The following is a 19,578-nucleotide window of genomic DNA, read 5'->3' as shown; positions in this document are numbered from 1 at the left end:
GCCGCGGTTAAAGGCAATTGTTGCAAAGACGCTTAAAGATAGAGGTGAGACTATGCTACCCCTTTCCCTGGATAATATCGCCGGCGTTATTGGGGCGGAAGTAAGGGGTGGGAATGGAACGGGGCTGGTTGCCGCCGTATCCACCGATTCCAGGAAGTTGAATAAGGGTGAGCTTTTTTTCGCCCTGTCCGGAGAAAATTTTGACGGGCACAACTTTGTTCAGGCGGCTTTTTTAGCCGGGGCCGCCGGCGCGGTGGTGGAAAGGGAGGTGCCCGGGCTGCCCGGGGGGGTTCCCTGCCTTTTAGTCCGCGACTCACTGGCCGCCCTGCAGGACCTTGCCCGGCACAACCGTGAAAAATCCGGCGTTCCGGTAATTGGCGTTACCGGAAGCTCGGGAAAGACCAGCACCAGGGATTTGATTCACTCGGTGCTTTCCACAAAATATAAAACCCTGAAAACAGAAGGCAATTTCAACAATGAGATAGGACTCCCGCTTACCCTGCTGCAAATATCCGGGGAACACCGGGCGGCGGTGGTTGAAATGGCCATGCGGGGTCCGGGTGAAATAGACCGGCTCTGCCACATAGCCCTGCCCGGCGCCGGAGTTATAACCAATATCGGCGAGGCGCACCTGGAGCGGCTGGGCAGCGTGGAAAATATCGCCCGGGCCAAGGGGGAGCTGCTGGACCATATTCCCCCGGCGGGCTTTGCGGTACTGCACGGAGACAGTCCGCATATCAGGGAGCAGGCCAAAAGGTGCCGGGGCAGCGTACTTTTTTTCGGTGAGGGGAAAGATATGGACTTTTATCCCCGGGAGGTGCGGCCGGAGGGAAGCGGCAACCGTTTTCTGGCGGCAACGCCCCGGGGGGATATGGAATTTTTCGTTCCTCTGCCCGGAAGGCATAATGTTATTAACGCCCTGGCGGCTGTGGCGGTGGGGCAGAAAATGGAGCTTAACGGCGAGCAAATCGCCCGGGGTCTGGAGAGCGCGGCCCTTACGGCCATGCGCCTGGAAATTCTGGATGCCGGGGGCGTGAAAATTATTAATGATACCTATAACGCCAATCCCTTTTCCATGAAGGCGGCCCTGCAGGTTTTGGCTGAAATTCCGGTAAAAGGCCGCAGGATTGCGGTTCTGGCAGACATGCTGGAATTGGGGGACAGGGCCCAAGAGGCTCACCGGGAGATAGGTGAAGCCGCCGCGGCCATGGGTGTGGACTATCTTTTAACCGTGGGTGAACTCTCCGGGCATATTAACCGGGGGGGCCTGGCAGCGGGGCTGCAAAAAGACAGAACCCTGCATTTTAATTATAGCGGCGACGCGCTTATCTGCCTGAAGGGAATACTCCGGCCGGGAGACGCGGTGCTGGTAAAGGGCTCCCGCTCCATGCGCATGGAGGAAATTGTCAGGGGGCTGCGCGCTGATTGAAAGGATTTATGGAAACTTCTGGCCCGGGCAGGCATAAGCTGTTGGGGTGAATTATTTACCGGCGTTAAAATATTAAGATATGGTGAGATGGGGGTGACCGGAACAATTCCGGATTAATAATGCCAGAAACTCTGATTATTCTGGAATCACTGGCGATCTCCTTTGCTGTAACGGCCCTGCTGGGCCCTCTGGTGATTCCTGTTCTTAAAAGGCTGAAATTCGGGCAAAACGTGCGTGACGACGGCCCCGCCAGCCATCTGGCGAAAACCGGGACACCCACCATGGGCGGGGTGATGTTTTTGGCGGGGATAGCCGTGGCCGGCGGGATTCTATCCCTTCGCCACCCGGACGGGTTTCTGGTGCTGGCCACCACCCTTGGTATAGGCTTTATAGGTTTTCTTGACGATTTCATCAAAATTGCCCTCAAGAGACCCCTGGGGCTAAGGGCCAGGGAAAAAATAACAGGCCAGGTGCTGGTGGGTTTGCTGCTGGCGCTGCTGTCCGTATCAACCCTGGGGCGGGGAACCGATGTGATTATCCCTTTCAGCGGTTTATTCGCTCCGGGAGGCGTTTCCATAGACCTGGGATTTTGGGGTTATATGTTATTCGCGGTGCTGGTGATTTTGTCCGCCACCAACGGTGTAAACCTGACGGATGGGCTGGACGGGCTTGCCGCAGGGGTAACAGCCATTGTAGCGGTTGCCTTTTTGCTTATTTCACTGATGGCGGGCAAAACCGGGGTGGCTCTTGTAATGGCTTCGGTGGCCGGAGGCTGCATGGGTTTTTTGCTGTATAACCGTCATCCGGCCAGGGTATTCATGGGGGATACGGGTTCACTGGCCCTGGGGGGGGCGCTGGGAGCCGCTGCCATCATAACCCGCAGCGAGCTGTTTCTTATTATTATCGGTATTATATATGTGGCTGAGGCGCTTTCGGTAATTATCCAGGTTTTTTCCTTTCAGGTGTTTCACCGCAGGGTTTTTCGCATGAGCCCCCTGCACCATCATTTTGAGCTGGGCAATTGGAGCGAAAACAGGATTGTATTGACATTCACCGCCATTACCCTGGTATTTTCGGTGCTGGGCATTGCGGGTTTGTATCGCCTGGGTTAGTTAACAAGTGTAGTTTGCCTGTACGGTTGCGGGATGCCGTTTCCCGCGGATTGCAACCTTATATTGTAAATTTGCTTATACGCCGGGATTTTGCAGTAAGTCAATCTCAAAGGAGCAAGAAGCTGTGGAAGTGAAAAATAAAAAGGTGCTGGTGGTTGGCGCCGGCAAGACCGGTCTGTCAACTGCCGGATTTTTAAATCGCAAGGGTGCCCTGGTGACCCTGACCGACGGCAAGAAGCGTGAAGATTTTAAAGGCTCCCCGGACGGTCTGGAAAAAGCCGGGGTTAAGCTTGAGCTGGGAGAATATCCGCAAATAAACCGGGATGACTTTGATTTTCTGGTAATAAGCCCCGGGGTGCCTCCCACCATCACTCCGGTGCGGCAGGCCGGATGCCTGGGCATTCCCGTGCTGGGTGAACTGGAACTGGCCTTTGGCTACGCCGCGGCCCCCATGGTGGCCATTACCGGCACCAACGGCAAGACCACCACCACCACCCTGGTGGGGGAAATGTTCAGGGATGCCGGCTATAATACCCTGGTGGCCGGCAATATAGGAATTCCCCTGATTGACCGGGTGGAAAATTACGGTTCCGGTGATATAATCGTCGCCGAGGTTTCCAGCTTTCAGCTGGAAACGGTTCGCAGCTTCAGGCCCAGGGTGGCTGCCCTGTTGAATATAACCCCCGACCATCTGGACAGGCATGGCGACATGGAGGGCTATAAAAAAGCCAAGGGACTTATTTTTTCCAACCAGGGCCGGGAGGATTACACCGTTCTTAATTATGACGACCCGCTTACCCGGTCGATGTCCGCAATGACCAAAGGAAAAGTAATATTTTTCAGCGGCAGGCATATTTTAGAAGAAGGGGTTTATGTAAGGGAAGGCAATATTGTTATTTCCTTCTCCGGCCGGGAAATAGAAGTGCTGGGCAAGGACAAGCTGCAGATTCCCGGCGGCCATAACCTGGAAAACGCCCTGGCGGCGGTGGCCTGTGCCTGTGTCCTGGGGGTTTCTCCCCAAAGCCTGGCCCGCACCCTGGAAAGTTTTAAAGGGGTTGAGCACAGGCTGGAATTTGTGGCGGAAATTAACGGGGTCAAATATATCAACGATTCCAAGGGTACCAATCCGGATGCCAGCATTAAAGCCGTGGAAGCCTACCGGCAGCCGCTGGTGCTTATAGCCGGTGGGAAAAACAAGGGCAATGATTTCAGCCAGTTTACCCGCAAGGCTGCGGAAACAACCAGGGTCATGGTGGTGCTGGGGCAATGCGCCGGGGAGATGGAGAAAGCGGCCCGGGAAGCCGGTATAAAAAATATACTTCGCGCCGGCGACTTCAGGGAGGCGGTCATCCTGGCCCACCGGGCGGCCGGACCCGGGGAAGTGGTGCTGCTGTCCCCGGCCTGTGCCAGCTGGGATATGTTCAACAGCTATGAAGAGCGGGGAAATTATTTCAAAGAAATTGTGCGCCGGCTGGCGGAAGGGTGTGCGGATCTTGCCGCTCCGGGTCCGGCGTCATCGGACGGCTAAAAAGAGCGCCGCGGGGACGGCTTTCCACGGGATACCAGGCTGTCCACAGGCGGTTTTTGGGGGTGGAAGAAAATGATGGCCAAGAAAAAATCACCTGATTTCATACTTTTTATAACCGTAATGATGCTTTTGAGCGTCGGCATAGTGATGGTTTTCAGTTCCAGCAGTTATTACGCCATGTTTCCCCCCTTTAACAATCCCTTTCACTTTTTGCTGCGGCAGCTTGTGCACGCGGTAATCGGCGTGTTTATTATGGGCCTGATGGTTAAATATGATTACCATGAGCTTAAAAGATGGGCCAAATATTTATTGATAACCGGGTTCGTGCTGCTGCTGGCGGTACTTACCCCGCTGGGTGAATCCAGGCTGGGCGCCCAGCGCTGGCTGAACCTGGGTTTTTACAGCTTTCAGCCTTCGGAACTGGTGAAGTTTTGCATTATTGTTTTCACCGCTTACGGGTTGTCCCGGAAAAGGGATAAAATTCAGAGCTTTACCGAGGGAATGTTGCCCTTTCTAATGGTGGCCGGGGCTGCCGGACTGCTGATACTGAAGGAGCCCGACCTGGGAACAGCGATGACTCTGGTGGCGACCATATTCGTGATGATGTTTGCCGCCGGGGTGAGGATTTCTCATATCATTGGAATAGGTGCTGCGGGAGTGGGGGCCGTTCTGGCGGCAATCTTTTCCGAGGAATACCGTTATAATAGATTCATGGCTTTCCTGGATCCTCAAAAAGACCCCTCGGGGGCCGGCTGGCAAATTCTCAATTCCCTCATGTCCATCGGCTCCGGCGGGCTTCTGGGCACGGGCCTTGGCCAGGGACGCCACTCCAAATTTTTATACCTGCCGGAAAGGCAAACGGACTTTATTTTTGCCGTAATTGGGGAGGAACTGGGCTTTATCGGCGGCGCCCTGGTGATTCTGCTGTTTATCATGTTTATCTGGAGGGGCTTTAAAATTGCCATCACAGCCCCGGATTCCTTTGGAAGCCTTCTGGCGGCCGGCATAGTGTCGGGTATAGGCCTGCAGGCCATAATTAACCTGGGCGTTGTCACCAGCACGCTTCCCGTCACCGGCATCACCCTCCCCTTTTTAAGCTTCGGGGGAACATCACTGGTGTTTACCCTTATGGGCGTGGGGGTTTTGCTGAATATATCCCGCTATATTACTCCAAAATAAAAGGGTTAAGGGAAGAGGTGTGGGTACTTTGCGTTTTGTGGTGACCGGGGGAGGCACGGGCGGGCATATCTACCCTGCCCTGGCCATTGCCCGGGGACTTGAGGAGCGGTTCGGGGCCGAAATACATTACATAGGCGGCACCAGGGGCATGGAATCGGATATAGTGCCGAAATCCGGCTTTCCCTTTCTGCCCATACATCTGGAGGGGTTTAAAAGAAGCCTGTCACCATCCAATATTAAGGTAGCCTGGCGGGCCGCCCGGGGAGTCGCCCAGGCCTGGAGGTATATTAGGCAGATTCGTCCCGCCGCTGTGGTGGGTACCGGCGGGTATGTCTGCGGCCCGGTGGTGCTGGCGGCTTCCCTTTGCGGGATACCCACCCTTATTCATGAGCAGAACGCGCTGCCGGGCATAACCAACAGGATTCTGGCCAGGTTTGTCGACCATATTGCACTCACCTTTGAGGATTCAAAGAAGTATTTTACATCTAAGGCCCGGACCAAGGTTACCGGGCTTCCGGTGCGTCCGGAGATATTGCTTAAAGACCGGCGGGCATCCCGGGACAAGCTGGGCATACCCGAAGAAGCCCGGCTTGTCCTTTCCTTTGGCGGCAGCCAGGGGGCCGGCAGCCTGAACAGGGCCATGGCCGGGCTATTTAAAAGTCTTCACGGGGAAGGGGCCGGGCATTGCGGCTTACCCGGGAAGGTTCATTTTCTTCATGTGACCGGCCCTCGCCAGCACAAGGAATTCATGGAGGGATTGGATAATAGCGGTATATTGTTGGCTAATAATGGGAATATTACCATTACTTCGTACCTGTACGATATGCCTGACGCCCTGGCTGCCAGCGACCTGGTGATTTGCCGGGCGGGAGCGGCGACACTGGCGGAATTAACCGTGCTGGGATTGCCCGCCATTCTGATACCGTATCCCTACGCGGCGGGCAATCACCAGGAGTACAACGCCCGGGCGCTGGAAAGTACCGGGGCGGCATTGGTCATCAGGGATGCCGATTTGAGTGGCGACATACTGTTCAGTAATGCCCGCCGGTTGCTGGGGGATGTTTCCAGGCTTGCCGGTATGGCCGAATCCAGCAAAAGGATGGGAAAACCCCGGGCACTGGAGGATATACTTGACTGTGTGCAAATAATACTCAATAATTGATAGAAATGTTATTGAAAAAAGGCATTTTATGGGTTCATATATAACAGTTGGACATGCCTTCAAAGGGAACCCGGAGGCTTTTTGAAAAACAAGTAGGATGTTTTACCACTAAATCCCAAAATTTTGGCGAAGCGTCAATCCCGGCCCCTAAAGGACGGGGGGAGAAGGCGTCGCCAGTAACACCTTATCCGGACTGCGCATAATATATCCTATCTTTCGGCTCTTTTCCGGGCCGGGGGAAGCAGGCACGATTGCCTGTAAGTGCGGCGTCTCCCTGCCAAAGTATGCTGCAGACCGTTTCGGGAGGAGATGATAAGCAGTTGCACGTTATACCTGAACGGGTGCACTTCATAGGAATCGGCGGAGCCGGTATGAGTGGCCTGGCAAGAATATTACTGGAACTTGGACACCATGTCAGCGGATCGGATTTGGCCGGAACCAAGGTGACCGAACGGCTTGAAAAGCAGGGTGCCGTATGCTTCACCGGTCACCGGGGGGAAAATGTGGGCCATGTGCAGATGGTGGTGGTGTCCAGCGCCATTAAAAAAGATAATCCGGAGCTTTTGCAGGCCGAAAGAAAGGGCATTCCGGTTATCCACCGGGCGGAACTGCTGGCCCTGCTGATGAAGAGACAGCGAGGCATAGCCGTGGCCGGGGCCCACGGGAAAACCACCACCACATCCATGCTGGCCCTGGTGTTGGAAAGCAACAGCCTTGACCCCACCATTGTGGTTGGAGGTGAATTGAACGATATTGGCGGTAACGCCAAACTGGGGCGGGGCGAATATCTGGTTGCCGAGGCGGACGAGAGTGACGGCTCTTTTCTAAAACTGGACCCCACTGCGGCGATAATAACCAATGTGGAGGATGACCACCTTGATTACTACGGTACGGTGGAGAAAATTAAAGAAGCCTTCAGGGGGTTCATAAACAAGATTCCCTCCGATGGTATGGCTGTATTGTGCCTGGATGACCCCGGGGTGAGGGAAGTGGCCGCGGATTTTAAAGGCCCCCGGATGTTTTACGGCGTACACAGGCAGGAGGCGGATTACACCCTTCGGAACATTTATTTGAACGGGGCGGTATCCCGGGCGGAAGTGTATTTCAGGGGCGAGTTCCTGGGTATGCTGGAACTGCTGGTGCCGGGAATCCACAACATGTCCAACGCCCTGGGGGTGGTGGCTGCGGCCCGCTGGGCGGGGCTGGAGTTTTTTGATATAGCCGGGGCGCTGAAAAAATTCAGAGGCGCCGGAAGAAGGTTTCAAGTGCTGGGAGAGGTGCGGGGCATAAGGGTGGTGGATGATTACGCGCACCATCCCAGTGAAATTAAAGCTACGCTGAGAGCGGCCCGGCAGGTTGGCATGGGCAGGGTTATATCGGTGTTCCAGCCCCATCGTTATACCCGGACGTCTTTATTGAGGGAACGTTTTGGCACGGCCTTTTCCGATGCCGACGTGATAATACTGAGTGATATATACAGCGCCGGCGAGCAGCCCATAGAAGGCGTCAGCGGCCGGATTATTGCGGAAGCTATTGAAAACTTCGAAAACAGGCCGGTGACATATCTTCCCACCCGTGAAGACATAGTCAATTATCTGGTGGATTTTGTCCGGCCCGGGGATTTGATTCTGACCATGGGCGCGGGAAATATATGGACGGCGGGGATTGATTTGGTAAAGAGGCTCCAGGCTGTGGAGGGAAGCTAATATGCCTTCGAAGGGTTTGGCCTGGGATTTGGGGGAAATAATAGCCAGCCCCATTTGGGAAGAGGAGCCGATGCGCCGGCATACCAGCTGGCGCATCGGCGGCCCTGCCCAGATAATGGTGGATTTGCACGGTATAGAGGACTTGCGGCAAATTGTAAAATTTACCCGGGACAGGAGCGTGCCGCTGACCGTTATCGGCGCCGGCACCAACCTGCTGGTGCGGGACGGAGGCATCCGCGGCCTAGTGGTTAAATTGGGCGCCGGAATGGACTCCCTCAATGTGCGGGACGGCATGATCACCGCCGGGGCCGGGTTAAAGCTGGGCCGGCTTTCCGCGGCGGCCTGCGACGCGGGTATCGGCGGGTTTGAATTCCTGGCCGGAATACCCGGCACGGTGGGCGGGGCTGTGGTGATGAACGCCGGGGCCAATGGTTCGTCCGTCAGTAAAGTGGTTAAAGAGGTTGTGCTGCTTGACCGGGAAGGTAATATCTTTAAGCGCGAGGCTTCCGAGCTGGGTTTCGGCTACCGCAGAAGCAATTTGTTAAACTCCGAATATATTGTGGTAGAAGCTGTCTTCCGGGGAGAATACTGCCTTCCGGAGATTATCAGGGAAAAGATTAACGACTTTCTAACCAGGAGGAGAACAACTCAACCTTACGATTTACCGAACGGCGGAAGTGTTTTTAAAAACCCGCCCGGCGACTCCGCGGGGCGGCTTATAGAGTCGGCCGGATGTAAGGGGCTTGCAGCCGGGGACGCCCAGGTATCCTTAAAACATGCCAATTTTATTGTCAACCTGGGGGAAGCCACCGCTATGGATGTGGTTAGCCTGATAAATACCGTCCGGAACAGGGTAAATCAAATGTCCGGAATACAACTGGTCACTGAGGTCCAGATATTGGGCGACAACTGAGGCGGAGGTGACTTATATGGCAAAATTTATGATTGTGGGGGGGCATAGGCTGCAGGGCAAGATCAGCGTAAGCGGCAGTAAAAACGCATCGTTGCCGATATTGGCGGCCACCCTGCTCAATCCGGGGGAGAGTGTCATACACGGGGTTCCCCTTTTGAAAGACGTGGAAGTAATGATTGAAGTGCTGCAGTACCTGGGGGCCAGGGTAACCAGGGAGGGAAGCACGGTAAGGGTGAATGCCGCCGCAATTAACTGCTGGGATGTAAGCGAAGAACTGACCAGGAAGATGCGGGCATCAAACCTGGTACTGGGACCAATGCTGAGCCGTTTTAAAAAAATCACCATCAGCCACCCCGGGGGCTGCGACATCGGGTCAAGGCCAATGAACCTGCATTTAAAGGGCCTGGCCAACATGGGGGCCAGGATAACGGAAAAGTTCGGCTACATTACCGCCGAGGCAAATTGTCTTGCGGGGTCTGAAATCCACCTGGATATGCCCAGTGTCGGCGCCACGGAAAACATAATGATGGCTGCGGTGCTGGGCAAGGGCGTCACAATAATAAGAAACGCCGCCAGGGAACCGGAAATAGTGGACCTGCAAAACTTTCTCAATAAAATGGGCGCCGACGTCAAGGGAGCGGGAACCGATATTATAAAGATAAAAGGGGTTGCTTCCCTGGGCGGCACGGAACATACGGTGATCCCCGACCGCATTGAGGCCGGCACGCACATGATCGCGGCGGCCATTACAGGGGGCGACGTAACGGTTGCCAATGTAATTCCCGAGCACGTGGAATCGCTTATCGCCAAGCTGAAAGAAACAGGGGCGCAAATCACGGTGGGCGATGATACATTAAGGGTCACCTCCAGGGGCAGGCCTTTAGCCGTTGACATAAAGACGTTGTTTTATCCCGGATTTCCCACCGATTTGCAGCCACAGATAATGGCGCTGCTGACCGCGGCGGACGGCACCAGCATAATAAGTGAAATGGTTTTTGAAAACCGTTACAAGCATGTCAGCGAGTTGAGGAGAATGGGCGCCGATATAAAAGTGGAGGGGCAAATCGCCATAATAAAAGGGGTGACAAAGCTTAGCGGAGCAGTGGTGGAAGCCTCCGACCTGCGGGCCGGGGCGGCGCTGGTGCTGGCGGCCCTATCCGCCGAAAACGGCAGCGTGGTGGAGCACATAGAGCATATAGACCGGGGTTATGAACGGCTGGAAAGAAAATACAGCGCTTTGGGCGCAAGAATTATTAGGGTGCACAGTTAATGTGGACTCTTTTTTGGATGTTTGGGGGACAAGGAGTAATTGTCTAATCAAAATGCAGTAATATCAATAGTTTCAGGCTACGCCATAACAATTATTTCCTTGATTTCCCCTTCCATTTACCTCCTGTTACCTCCTACCTTTGTACATGTTAAAAACCAGTAGAATAAGGCGTTCAGCGGATTTAAACATACGTCAGGGCGTCCGTGTATTTACAATTAATTGAACATTTTTTTATTGACACATTTTAGCATTTGTGTAACGATATAATCAGAAATTATTAACCCCTAGGGTTAATAATATGTTTGACTGGAGATGCTAATGGATATATACTTTAGTTGTGCTAAGTTACAGAAAGCATGTAATTTAGAACAGGAGTCTATAAAAAAATGGGGTCCGGAAATTGCAAAGAAGGTGCGTCAAAGGCTGTCTGAATTAAAGGCTGCCGATAGTTTATCAGATATCAGTCACTTGCCGCCGCCAAGACTACATGAATTAACCGGTGAGCGTAAAGGTCGATTTGCTGTTGATCTACAACAACCTTTTAGGTTGGTTTTTGAACCAGCACATGATCCGATTCCTCTAAACGGCTCAGGCGGAATTGATAGAAGTAAGATAACTGCTATTCTGATAAATGGGGTGGAGGATTATCATGGTAAAAAGAAAAAACGGAGGAGCAAATAGTACAGGTTATTTAACGTATGAACCAGACTATGCTGTGCCGCCAGGCGAGACCTTATTGGAAACAATTGAAAAAATGGGAATGACACAATCGGAGCTTGCAGAGAGAACTGGTAGACCTAAAAAAACGATCAATGAAATTATTAAAGGAAAAGCCGCAATAACTTCAGAAACAGCCCGGCAACTAGAACGTGTTTTAGGTATCCCAGCTAACTTTTGGAATAATTTAGAACAAAATTATAGGGAAAAGTTGGCAGAAATTGAAGAAAGAAAAAGATTACAATTACAAGTAGAATGGTTAAATGAAATACCTTTAAAAGCAATGATTAAGCACGGTTGGGTTAAAAGTTGCAGCGACATAATTGAGCAACTCCAAGAAGTGCTTAATTATTTTGGTGTGGCGACTGTCGAGGCATGGAAGGAAGTATGGAAAAAGGTTTTTGATAATCGGCAATTAGCTTTTCGTAAGTCTAATGTATTTGAGAGTGAATCAGGCGCTATAGCAGCCTGGATCAGAAAAGGACAGATAGACTCCCAGAATATTAAGTGTAACTCTTTTAATTCAACGGCTTTTAAAAGATCTCTTCAAGAAATTAGATCTATAACAAATGAGCCACCAGAAATCTTTATTAACCAAATGAGAAAAATTTGTGCCGAAGCCGGTGTTGCCGTTGTTTTTGTTCCAGAACTACCAAAATCTAGAGTATGTGGAGCTGCATATTGGGTCAATCCAGATAAGGCCGTAATCCAGTTAAGCTTGCGTTATAAAACAAATGATCATTTGTGGTTTACTTTTTTTCATGAAGCAGGGCACGTTTTACAGAATCAAAAACGTGAAGTTTTCTTGGAGTTTACTGGTAAATTAGCGGAAGAAGAAAAAGCAAATAGGTTTGCTTCTGAAGCTTTAATACCATCCTCTGAATATAAGGATTTTGTAAATAAAGGTTCATTTAGTGCGATATCCGTGGAGAGATTTGCAAAGCATCTTGGCATAGCACCTGGCATAATAGTGGGACGTCTCCAGCATGACAAGCATCTTCCTTACAGCCATTTAAACAACCTCAAGATCTATTTTAAATGGGCAGAGGAAGCATGACATTATATTTTTAAAGAGGGGTAAATAGATGGTGTTAAAAGCTTTTAAAATTATCGGGTTTAAGCCCGATTTTATTTTTTGGTTTTTTGCAGGATTTTTTAAAAAAGGGGAACGGGTGGAAACCTTCCCTTTTCTTATGCTTCAGCATAATATTTTTTTTATTCCCTGGTTTCTCCCCGGGTAGAATCAGATTTGATTTGTCAAGGGGAAACCAAATTGGACTGCTCTTCCACCCCGCACAACACATGACAGGTGAAGGGTTTCATATTTACCCGGTGTTTTCTGCCTTAAAGGTTAATCCGGGAGGAAAACGGTTCTTGCCGTTGAAATTTTTATGAAACCGGCGGCGGGGCATTTTTGTGGCCGACTGCATGTGGGCTTGGACAAGTTGCTTCGGGTTGGTATAATGGTTTAAATAATGTTTTGGTAAAAAATTTAAGGCTGCCCGGTGAAATGAATTTGATAGGTACAGGGAAAAATATCTTTTGGCGCAACCGGGGGGATATACATATTGTCGGGTTGGGGAACGGCTAACAAAAAGCGGGGCTACAATCTGTGGCAGAGTGTTTTTTTTGTTTTCCTGGTAACGCTGGGGCTGTACATTTTGCTTCGCTCGCCTTTGTTTGAGGTGCGGGGCGTGACAGTGGAAGGTAATAACTATCTGGCGACGGAAAAAATTTTGTCTGTTTCCGGTATAAATACAGGAGAAAATATTTTTAAAATAAACCTTAAAGAAGCATCGGAGCGATTAAAAATAATCCCCATGTTAAAGTCGGTGGAACTGGAGCGGCGTCTGCCCGCCACCGTGTTAATAAAAGTAACCGAGCGGAGTCCTGTGGCCCTGTTTTCTTCCTCCGGGGGTTTTATTCAAGTGGATGCCGAGGGAGTCTATCTCCAGAAAGGTTCCCCTTCGGACCGCAACCTTCCTGTGGTTACAGGTATTAAGTATGTTCTTCCTTCTCCCGGCAAGCCTTTAAAAGGCCAGGGGCTGGACACGGCGCTGCGGGTTGTCCGGGAACTGCCGGAAGAGCTGCTGCCCAAGCTATCCGAGGTTAATATCAATGAGCAGGGCAATGTCTGCCTGTATACCCTGGACGGAATTCAATGCAGGCTGGGTTCTCCGGAGGATGTTTCCGAAAAAGCGATGTTTCTCTCCAGGGTAATTGACGAATTAAAAGCCAAAAACAAAAAAATAGAATATGTGGACCTCTCCTATGTGGGATCACCGGTGGTCCAATATTTGGAACCGTAAAAGTGAGGCATTATGGCTGGAGCAAAAAATTATCAAATAGCGCCGGTGTCGTTTTCTTTAATTGGGACTCCCCGGTGGTCATGCATTTTGAAATATAGTGGTGAAACATTATGGTAAAAACAAGAGGCTATCAAATAGTTTTGATAGTAGTGGGCCTGGTGCTGGGCTTGCTGCTGGCTGTTCAATTCCGGGTGACCAGGGATCTGCATGCCCAGAATAATCCCGGAATGCAAAGGACGCAGACCCTTGTGGCCAGGGTTAACGAGGCCCGGGAGAAGAGGGATGACTTACAGCAAAAAGCCAATGATTTAAGGGAAAATCTTGATAAGGCAGCCACGGGCCCGGAATTGGTGGACATGAAAGAGAAATTAATGCTGTACCGGATCGAGGCAGGTCTTTCCGAATTGACTGGCCCAGGGGTTGAAGTCACCATGAATGACAGTAATATGGCGGTGCAGCCCGGCGAGGATTCCAATCTATACGTGCTGCATGATGGAGACGTGCTTAAGGTGTTGAACGAATTAAAGGCAGCGGGGGCGGAAGCACTGGCCATAAATAATCAAAGGCTGTTGAGTAACAGTGAAATCCGCTGCGCCGGGCCTACAATACTGACCAATAAGAACCAAAGGCTTACTCCTCCCTTTGTTATTACAGCCATTGGCGAGCCGGACAACATGATAAACTCCCTTAAGATGAGGAGAGGGGTTGTGGAAGACCTTCAGTTTTGGGGTATTCAGGTTAATATAAAAAAACTTTCCCAGGTTACCATCCCCGCCTATTCAGGAAGCATAAGGTTCGAATATGCCGTGCCTGCCAATGAGAAGGAGGCGGGGCAGTGAACAGGTCATTTTATATTTCTGTTACCGTGGTGGCTCTGATTATTGGCATAATGCTGGCCGTTCAGTTCCGTACCAACCGCTTTATTGAGCAGGGGGTACCTTCGGATCGGGCACAGGAATTGACTGCGGAACTACACCAGTTGGACAAGGACATAGATAAGCTGGAAAACGAAGTTTATGACTTGGAATACAAGCTTACCCAGGCCCGGAAGGGGCAAAGCCAGGCGGTTGCCGCAATTGGAGATGAATTGGAAAAAGCCCGAATTTATGCCGGCTTTGTACCCCTGAAGGGGCCGGGAGTGGAGATTATTTTAAATAATCCGCCCCTGGAAAAAAATATGGGAATACTATCCGACATCCAGGATATTGATATTCTTGGTTTGGTTAATGAATTGAGGGTTGCCGACGCAGAAGCTATTTCCGTCGACGGCCAGAGAATTATTTCTACTTCAGAAATAAGGCTGGCCGGACAATTTATTAACGTCAATCTAACTAGACTGACACCTCCATATCATGTTCTGGCAATAGGCGACGGAGAAAGGCTTAAAAGCGCATTGGAGATACCGAATGGTCAGGTGGAGCATCTCAGGGATCTTGGCATCCAGGTTGACATACAAACCAGGGAATTGATTGAAATACCCGCGTATACAGGTTCCTTGAAATTGAATTTTGCCAAAACCACCAAAGGTTGAGTCGGAATTTGTCTATTTAATTGTGTTTTATATTTACCAGTTGTTGGTATATAATAGCTCTTGGCTTGATGATTAATTACAGGACATTTCCCTGGGAAATTGTTAAATAACAAGGAGATAACGACACGTAGAAGTTATATCCACCGACATTGAAAGGGGTTGACCTCCGGTGTGGATTGGAATTGTATTGGCTGCAGCGGGGCTGGTTTTGGGGGTGCTTATAGGCCTTAATTTACCGGTTGCTTTACCCCAGGCGTACGCCAAATATCTGTCGGTTGCCGCTTTGGCGGCCCTGGACTCCGTTTTTGGGGGAATCAGGGCGGCCATGGAAGATCATTACGACAACAGGATATTTATAACCGGATTTTTTAGCAACACCCTTCTGGCGGCCGGACTTGCCTTTTTCGGGGAGAGACTGGGAATAGATCTTTACCTGGCGGCGGTGGTGGCTTTTGGAGTCAGGTTATTCCAAAATTTAGCCATAATAAGGCGACATTTGTTAAAAAAATAAATTTTTCTGACTGCACAATAAAGGGAAAATCACGGTTATGTTGAACTTTACATTTTAAGTAAAGTTTAGGCGGAGGGTGCCTGGCTTGGCCGAAAAAGGAAAATATAACCCTGCCGGAATTGATGTGGGAAATTCCAGCGTGGTTGCCGCGGTTGCTTATGCTACCGGTAGTTCCATACCTGCGGCCGTTGCGGCATGTCCCACGGTGGGAATGCGCAGGGGTGTGATAACCGATCCTGAAAGCCTTGCCCGGTGTGTGGCAGACGCGCTGCAAAAAGCGGAAAAATCAGCGGGAATCAAGGTTCCCGCCGTAAGGGTCGGTTTCACCGGCTACACCGTGGAGTTTGTACCGGCTGAGGTTAAAATTACCGCCGCCGGTACCCGCAGGGTGAATCAGGGGGATCTTGACAGGCTAAAGGGGATTGCCGCCACAAAGAATATTCCTGCCGGCAAACAAATTTTGCAGGTAATGCCCGTGGATTACGTGGTGGATTCTCTGGCCGGGGTAAATAATCCTTTGGGTATGAAATTTAAAACCCTTAAATTAATTGCCAGACTGCTGACTGTGGACAGCAAACTGATAAATTCACTGACTGATGTTTTCAACAGAATATCCTTGAAGCCCACAGGCTTTGTACCTTCCACCCTGGCGGCGGCCGGCGGGGCCATGACCACCCCGGAAATGCATCTGGGAACGGCGCTGCTAGACCTGGGAGCCGTCGCCACCGGGCTGACCGTGTATAATTACGGTTGCCGGCTTGGTTTTAAACTGCTTCCCGTGGGGGGAGAGCATATCAGCGGAGACCTGGCGGTGGGATTGCGAACCACCCTGGAGGCCGCCGGGGGAATAGTAAAGCGTATTGGTCTTGAAATCAAAATTGCTCCTGAGAATCTTGAGGCGCCCGGTATTAACGGTACCGGCACTCACCGGATAGATTGTGAATTTGCCCAAAAAATTATTGAAGCCAGGGTTGCCGAGATACTGGATATGGCGAAAATAGCCATTAAAGAAATAGCAGGGGATACGGCCCTTCCCGGTGGAGTGGTTTTAACCGGTGGCGGGGCGGCGCTGGGAGGGTTGGAAAAATTCGCGGCTGAATACCTGGATATGCCGGTAAGACTGGCGGGCACCAGGATACCCGGCCCGGACGGCAAAGTGTCGGAGGGCTATTGCTGTACAGCGGCGGTTGGCCTTCTTCAAAAAGACGAATTCGACCTGAAACCCCCTTCCGCTGAAGGCCGGCAGAGGGGTGTATGGAAGAGTCTAATAGAATATTTAAGGACTTCGGAAAGAAATTAGAGGCCGGTTAAAAACAAGCATGGAAAATTCGGTGGTCGGCAGGCAGTAGTCAGATGTGGGGCTGTAAACTGGTTTCCATAACAGGGCGCTGTTTTACAACTCCCGGCATCGTTACTTGACACCGACTTAATTTGCCAGGCGACATTTTTAGGAGCGGCTTCCCAGGCTGATAATCTACAGAGGAGGATAATTAATGCTTGACTTTGAACTCGACCAGGAACCGCTTGCCAATATAAAGGTAATTGGAGTGGGGGGCGGCGGTAATAATGCCGTTAACAGAATGATCATTGCCGGCCTGAAAGGTGTCGAGTTTATCTCAGTTAATACCGATGCCCAGGCATTACAGCTATCCCAGACAAACACTAAAATTCAGATAGGGGCGAAGCTGACCAAGGGCCTGGGGGCCGGTGCGAATCCGGATATCGGTCAGAAGGCTGCGGAGGAGAGCCGGGATGACATCATACAGGCATTAAAGGGAGCTGACATGGTTTTTGTAACAGCCGGCATGGGTGGCGGCACCGGAACAGGCGCGGCGCCGGTGGTGGCCGAGGTGGCCAAGGAAATGGGCGCTCTTACCGTGGGCGTGGTAACAAAGCCCTTCACCTTTGAAGGCCGCAAGCGCCTGACCCAGGCCGACGCCGGTATACAAAACCTGAAAGCAAAGGTGGACACCCTCATTACCATACCCAACGACAGGCTGCTGCAGGTGATTGACAAGCACACATCCATCATGGAGGCTTTCCGTATAGCGGATGATGTGCTCAGGCAGGGCGTACAGGGCATCTCCGACTTGATTGCCGTGCCCGGCCTGATAAATTTGGATTTTGCAGACGTTAAAACAATAATGAAGGAAACAGGTTCGGCCCTGATGGGCATAGGCAGCGCCAGCGGCGAAAACCGCGCCACGGAAGCGGCCCGCCTGGCCATATCAAGTCCCCTGCTGGAAACGTCAATAGAAGGCGCCCGGGGTGTCTTACTCAACATAACCGGCGGATCCTCCCTGGGATTGTTTGAAGTGAATGAAGCCGCGGAAATAATTTCCCAGGCGGCGGATCCGGAAGCCAATATTATCTTCGGTGCGGTTATTGACGAGCGGATGGAGGATGAGGTAAGGGTCACCGTTATAGCCACGGGCTTTGACCAGCGGATGGGCAAGAAAGATAAGGCCAGACAGCAGGAAGTGGATGTGATAAAGCCCTTCAGCTCCCACGACGACCTTGATATACCGGCATTCCTGAGAAGAAAGTAAATATATTGACACAGACCTTTCCGTTAGAGCTTTGCAAGGTGGGTGAGCTCTGAACGGAGAGGTTTTTTGTTTAATTGACGTTTTTAATGGGGATATTAGCGCAAAAAGGGGGTTTAAAAGCATGTCCCGGGAAAATAAGGAACAAAGGGAAGTAAAGGGCAATCGCAAGGAAAATCTGAACAGCGTCCGGGGAAAGCAGAAGATTATCGATCCCGAAAGAGGGCCCTCCAATAAATAGTGGACATCCCCTGTGGATTTTGCTGTCACCCAGGTTGAATTACAGATATTTGAAAAAGTGTTGACCCGGTGAAATAAAAATGTTGGCGCCACACTATTTTGACAATTTATTCCAGCCCTGCCGTGTATAATATGAGGCAGGGTTATTTTTTTGCTGTAAAAAACAAAAATGTAATATTCAATTAAAAGCGGCCATATACTGGTAACGGAGTTTTGCGGGCCGCCACTGTCTGAAGGCGACTGCGGGGATATAAAATGAGCGAACATGTGGTATATCTGGATAAGGTCTTTATAGGAAATCTGGCCGTTAATTATCTAATTCTCCGGACCTCCGGAAGGCTGGCCGGGGTGCGGGGAAACCGGATTCGCCTGCTGGTTGCGGCCGGATTGGGCAGCTTGTACGCGGTTTTAATGTTTCTGCCGGGTACGGGGCGGTATTTTTACTTTTTTATAAAAATTGCCGTATCGCTATTGATGGTGGGGGTGGCCTTTTTACCCCTGCCGGTAAGGCGTTACCTATCCTGTCTGGGTTTTTTCTACCTGGGATCTTTTTTGCTGGGCGGCGCGGTTATGGGATTTTCCTACCTGATATACCGGGGCGGCTATTATCAAGGTGTAAAAAACGTTTTAGAAGTAGTTGACAGATATCTGTGGCCGGGATTAATTTTGGCGGCTCTGGTCTTGCTGGGGGCTTCCGTGGCGGTGCCCCGGCAGTTGCGCGGCCGGCTCAAAAAAGATGCTCTCAAAATGCCTGTAACCATAATTTTATGGGGTAAAAAAGTGGTGGTGGAAGGGCTGGTGGATACGGGTAACAGTCTTACCGACCCGGTTTCCGGCGTTCCTGTCATGGTGGTGGAGTATGGCGCTTTAAAAAATATTCTGCCTGATCCCTTAAAGGCGGCAATGGAGAAATACCGGGACGGCATGACGGTGGTGTCGGTGATGGCCGGTACCCGGTGGAACGAGCGGCTGAGGCTGATACCGTTTAAATCTCTGGGCAATGACAGGGGCCTGCTGCTTGGTATAAGGCCCGACTGCCTGGAAATAAAATCAGGTTCGGAAATAAAAAGGGTGGAAAAAACTGTTCTGGCAATTCATAACAGCCGCCTGGACCCCGGCCGTCAATACAGCGCCCTGCTGCATCCGGATTTGGTTGAGAATGTTCCCGCGGCTTGATTTTATACGCGCACCGGCTTTTAAAAGAATCTGGAGACGCCGGCCGGCGGGGTAATTGTAATTACCATGAGGCGGCTTTAGCCTGTGTTTATCTCGCTAACAGCCTGTAAGACCCCGCCCTTGAAGGCCGGGGATAAACAGGCAATTTAGGAAAGGGGACACACCTCTATCTAAGGTTAGGGGACACACCTCTATCTAAGGTTAGGGGACACACCTCTCTTTGGAGCATGGCTTTCGGGTCAGAGGAAT

At 51.1% G+C, this 19,578-nt stretch carries 17 protein-coding genes; all 17 read left to right on the top strand.

What is annotated here, in order from left to right; all coding sequences use genetic code 11:
* The first annotated feature begins 52 nt into the window (after positions 1–52).
* The gene (locus DCCM_RS12430) at positions 53–1,429 is read left to right on the top strand and encodes a UDP-N-acetylmuramoyl-tripeptide--D-alanyl-D-alanine ligase (protein WP_104372715.1); all 1,377 of its coding nucleotides are present in this window, start codon (positions 53–55) and stop codon (positions 1,427–1,429) included.
* Between the two features lie 119 nt (positions 1,430–1,548).
* Positions 1,549–2,541: a phospho-N-acetylmuramoyl-pentapeptide-transferase gene (mraY, locus tag DCCM_RS12425; protein ID WP_104372714.1), complete on the top strand. Its 993-nt coding sequence runs from the start codon at positions 1,549–1,551 to the stop codon at positions 2,539–2,541.
* 124 nt (positions 2,542–2,665) lie between these two features.
* Positions 2,666–4,069 (top strand): UDP-N-acetylmuramoyl-L-alanine--D-glutamate ligase, encoded by a 1,404-nt coding sequence (murD, locus tag DCCM_RS12420; protein ID WP_104372713.1) that lies wholly within the window; start codon positions 2,666–2,668, stop codon positions 4,067–4,069.
* A 72-nt stretch (positions 4,070–4,141) separates the two neighbouring features.
* The gene (gene ftsW, locus DCCM_RS12415; RefSeq protein ID WP_104372712.1) at positions 4,142–5,248 is read left to right on the top strand and encodes a putative lipid II flippase FtsW; all 1,107 of its coding nucleotides are present in this window, start codon (positions 4,142–4,144) and stop codon (positions 5,246–5,248) included.
* 19 nt (positions 5,249–5,267) lie between these two features.
* Positions 5,268–6,410 carry an undecaprenyldiphospho-muramoylpentapeptide beta-N-acetylglucosaminyltransferase gene (gene murG / locus DCCM_RS12410; protein WP_444979467.1) on the top strand — a complete coding sequence of 381 codons (1,143 nt, stop codon included), beginning with the start codon at positions 5,268–5,270 and terminating at the stop codon, positions 6,408–6,410.
* 284 nt (positions 6,411–6,694) lie between these two features.
* Positions 6,695–8,116, top strand: coding sequence for a UDP-N-acetylmuramate--L-alanine ligase (murC, locus tag DCCM_RS12405; protein WP_104372804.1), 1,422 nt, complete (start codon positions 6,695–6,697; stop codon positions 8,114–8,116).
* 1 nt (position 8,117) lies between these two features.
* Positions 8,118–9,029, top strand: coding sequence for a UDP-N-acetylmuramate dehydrogenase (murB, locus tag DCCM_RS12400; RefSeq protein WP_104372710.1), 912 nt, complete (start codon positions 8,118–8,120; stop codon positions 9,027–9,029).
* A gap of 16 nt (positions 9,030–9,045) precedes the next feature.
* A complete protein-coding gene (gene murA, locus DCCM_RS12395; RefSeq protein ID WP_104372709.1) occupies positions 9,046–10,299 on the top strand; it encodes a UDP-N-acetylglucosamine 1-carboxyvinyltransferase in 1,254 nt (417 codons plus the stop codon).
* 318 nt (positions 10,300–10,617) lie between these two features.
* Complete coding sequence (locus tag DCCM_RS12390; protein WP_104372708.1) at positions 10,618–10,980, top strand: type II toxin-antitoxin system RelE/ParE family toxin; 363 nt, start codon at positions 10,618–10,620, stop codon at positions 10,978–10,980.
* On the top strand, positions 10,949–12,073 hold the full coding sequence (locus tag DCCM_RS12385) for a HigA family addiction module antitoxin (RefSeq protein ID WP_104372707.1): 1,125 nt from the start codon (positions 10,949–10,951) through the stop codon (positions 12,071–12,073). Before DCCM_RS12390 ends, DCCM_RS12385 begins: the two co-directional genes overlap by 32 nt.
* Before the next feature lie 511 nt (positions 12,074–12,584).
* A complete protein-coding gene (locus tag DCCM_RS12380) occupies positions 12,585–13,325 on the top strand; it encodes a cell division protein FtsQ/DivIB (RefSeq protein ID WP_104372706.1) in 741 nt (246 codons plus the stop codon).
* A 110-nt stretch (positions 13,326–13,435) separates the two neighbouring features.
* Entirely contained in the window at positions 13,436–14,164 is a 729-nt protein-coding gene (locus DCCM_RS12375) for a DUF881 domain-containing protein (protein WP_104372705.1), read from the top strand.
* The gene (locus tag DCCM_RS12370) at positions 14,161–14,856 is read left to right on the top strand and encodes a DUF881 domain-containing protein (protein WP_104372704.1); all 696 of its coding nucleotides are present in this window, start codon (positions 14,161–14,163) and stop codon (positions 14,854–14,856) included. The genes DCCM_RS12375 and DCCM_RS12370 overlap by 4 nt, the downstream gene beginning before the upstream one ends.
* Before the next feature lie 169 nt (positions 14,857–15,025).
* Positions 15,026–15,367 carry a small basic family protein gene (locus tag DCCM_RS12365; RefSeq protein ID WP_104372703.1) on the top strand — a complete coding sequence of 114 codons (342 nt, stop codon included), beginning with the start codon at positions 15,026–15,028 and terminating at the stop codon, positions 15,365–15,367.
* A gap of 85 nt (positions 15,368–15,452) precedes the next feature.
* Positions 15,453–16,667, top strand: coding sequence for a cell division protein FtsA (gene ftsA / locus DCCM_RS12360; protein WP_165792141.1), 1,215 nt, complete (start codon positions 15,453–15,455; stop codon positions 16,665–16,667).
* 193 nt (positions 16,668–16,860) lie between these two features.
* On the top strand, positions 16,861–17,916 hold the full coding sequence (gene ftsZ / locus DCCM_RS12355) for a cell division protein FtsZ (protein ID WP_104372701.1): 1,056 nt from the start codon (positions 16,861–16,863) through the stop codon (positions 17,914–17,916).
* Positions 17,917–18,408: 492 nt separating this feature from the next.
* Positions 18,409–19,329 (top strand): sigma-E processing peptidase SpoIIGA, encoded by a 921-nt coding sequence (spoIIGA, locus tag DCCM_RS12350; protein ID WP_104372700.1) that lies wholly within the window; start codon positions 18,409–18,411, stop codon positions 19,327–19,329.
* Positions 19,330–19,578 lie beyond the last annotated feature (249 nt).

The sequence above is a fragment of the Desulfocucumis palustris genome, assembly GCF_002933875.1.
Lineage (GTDB): Bacteria > Bacillota > Desulfotomaculia > Desulfotomaculales > Desulfocucumaceae > Desulfocucumis > Desulfocucumis palustris.
The sequence above is the reverse complement of the archived record's forward strand: the minus strand, read 5'-3'. Positions and strand labels throughout refer to the sequence as shown.

Excerpts from the sequence above, each read along its gene's own strand:
- DCCM_RS12430 (WP_104372715.1), top strand. The coding sequence starts at position 53 with ATGCTACCCCTTTCCCTGGATAATATCGCCGGCGTTATTGGGGCGGAA.
- mraY (WP_104372714.1), top strand. The coding sequence starts at position 1,549 with ATGCCAGAAACTCTGATTATTCTGGAATCACTGGCGATCTCCTTTGCT.
- ftsW (WP_104372712.1), top strand. The coding sequence starts at position 4,142 with ATGATGGCCAAGAAAAAATCACCTGATTTCATACTTTTTATAACCGTA.
- murC (WP_104372804.1), top strand. The coding sequence starts at position 6,695 with ATGCTGCAGACCGTTTCGGGAGGAGATGATAAGCAGTTGCACGTTATA.
- murB (WP_104372710.1), top strand. The coding sequence starts at position 8,118 with ATGCCTTCGAAGGGTTTGGCCTGGGATTTGGGGGAAATAATAGCCAGC.
- murA (WP_104372709.1), top strand. The coding sequence starts at position 9,046 with ATGGCAAAATTTATGATTGTGGGGGGGCATAGGCTGCAGGGCAAGATC.
- DCCM_RS12390 (WP_104372708.1), top strand. The coding sequence starts at position 10,618 with ATGGATATATACTTTAGTTGTGCTAAGTTACAGAAAGCATGTAATTTA.
- DCCM_RS12385 (WP_104372707.1), top strand. The coding sequence starts at position 10,949 with ATGGTAAAAAGAAAAAACGGAGGAGCAAATAGTACAGGTTATTTAACG.
- DCCM_RS12375 (WP_104372705.1), top strand. The coding sequence starts at position 13,436 with ATGGTAAAAACAAGAGGCTATCAAATAGTTTTGATAGTAGTGGGCCTG.
- ftsZ (WP_104372701.1), top strand. The coding sequence starts at position 16,861 with ATGCTTGACTTTGAACTCGACCAGGAACCGCTTGCCAATATAAAGGTA.
- spoIIGA (WP_104372700.1), top strand. The coding sequence starts at position 18,409 with ATGAGCGAACATGTGGTATATCTGGATAAGGTCTTTATAGGAAATCTG.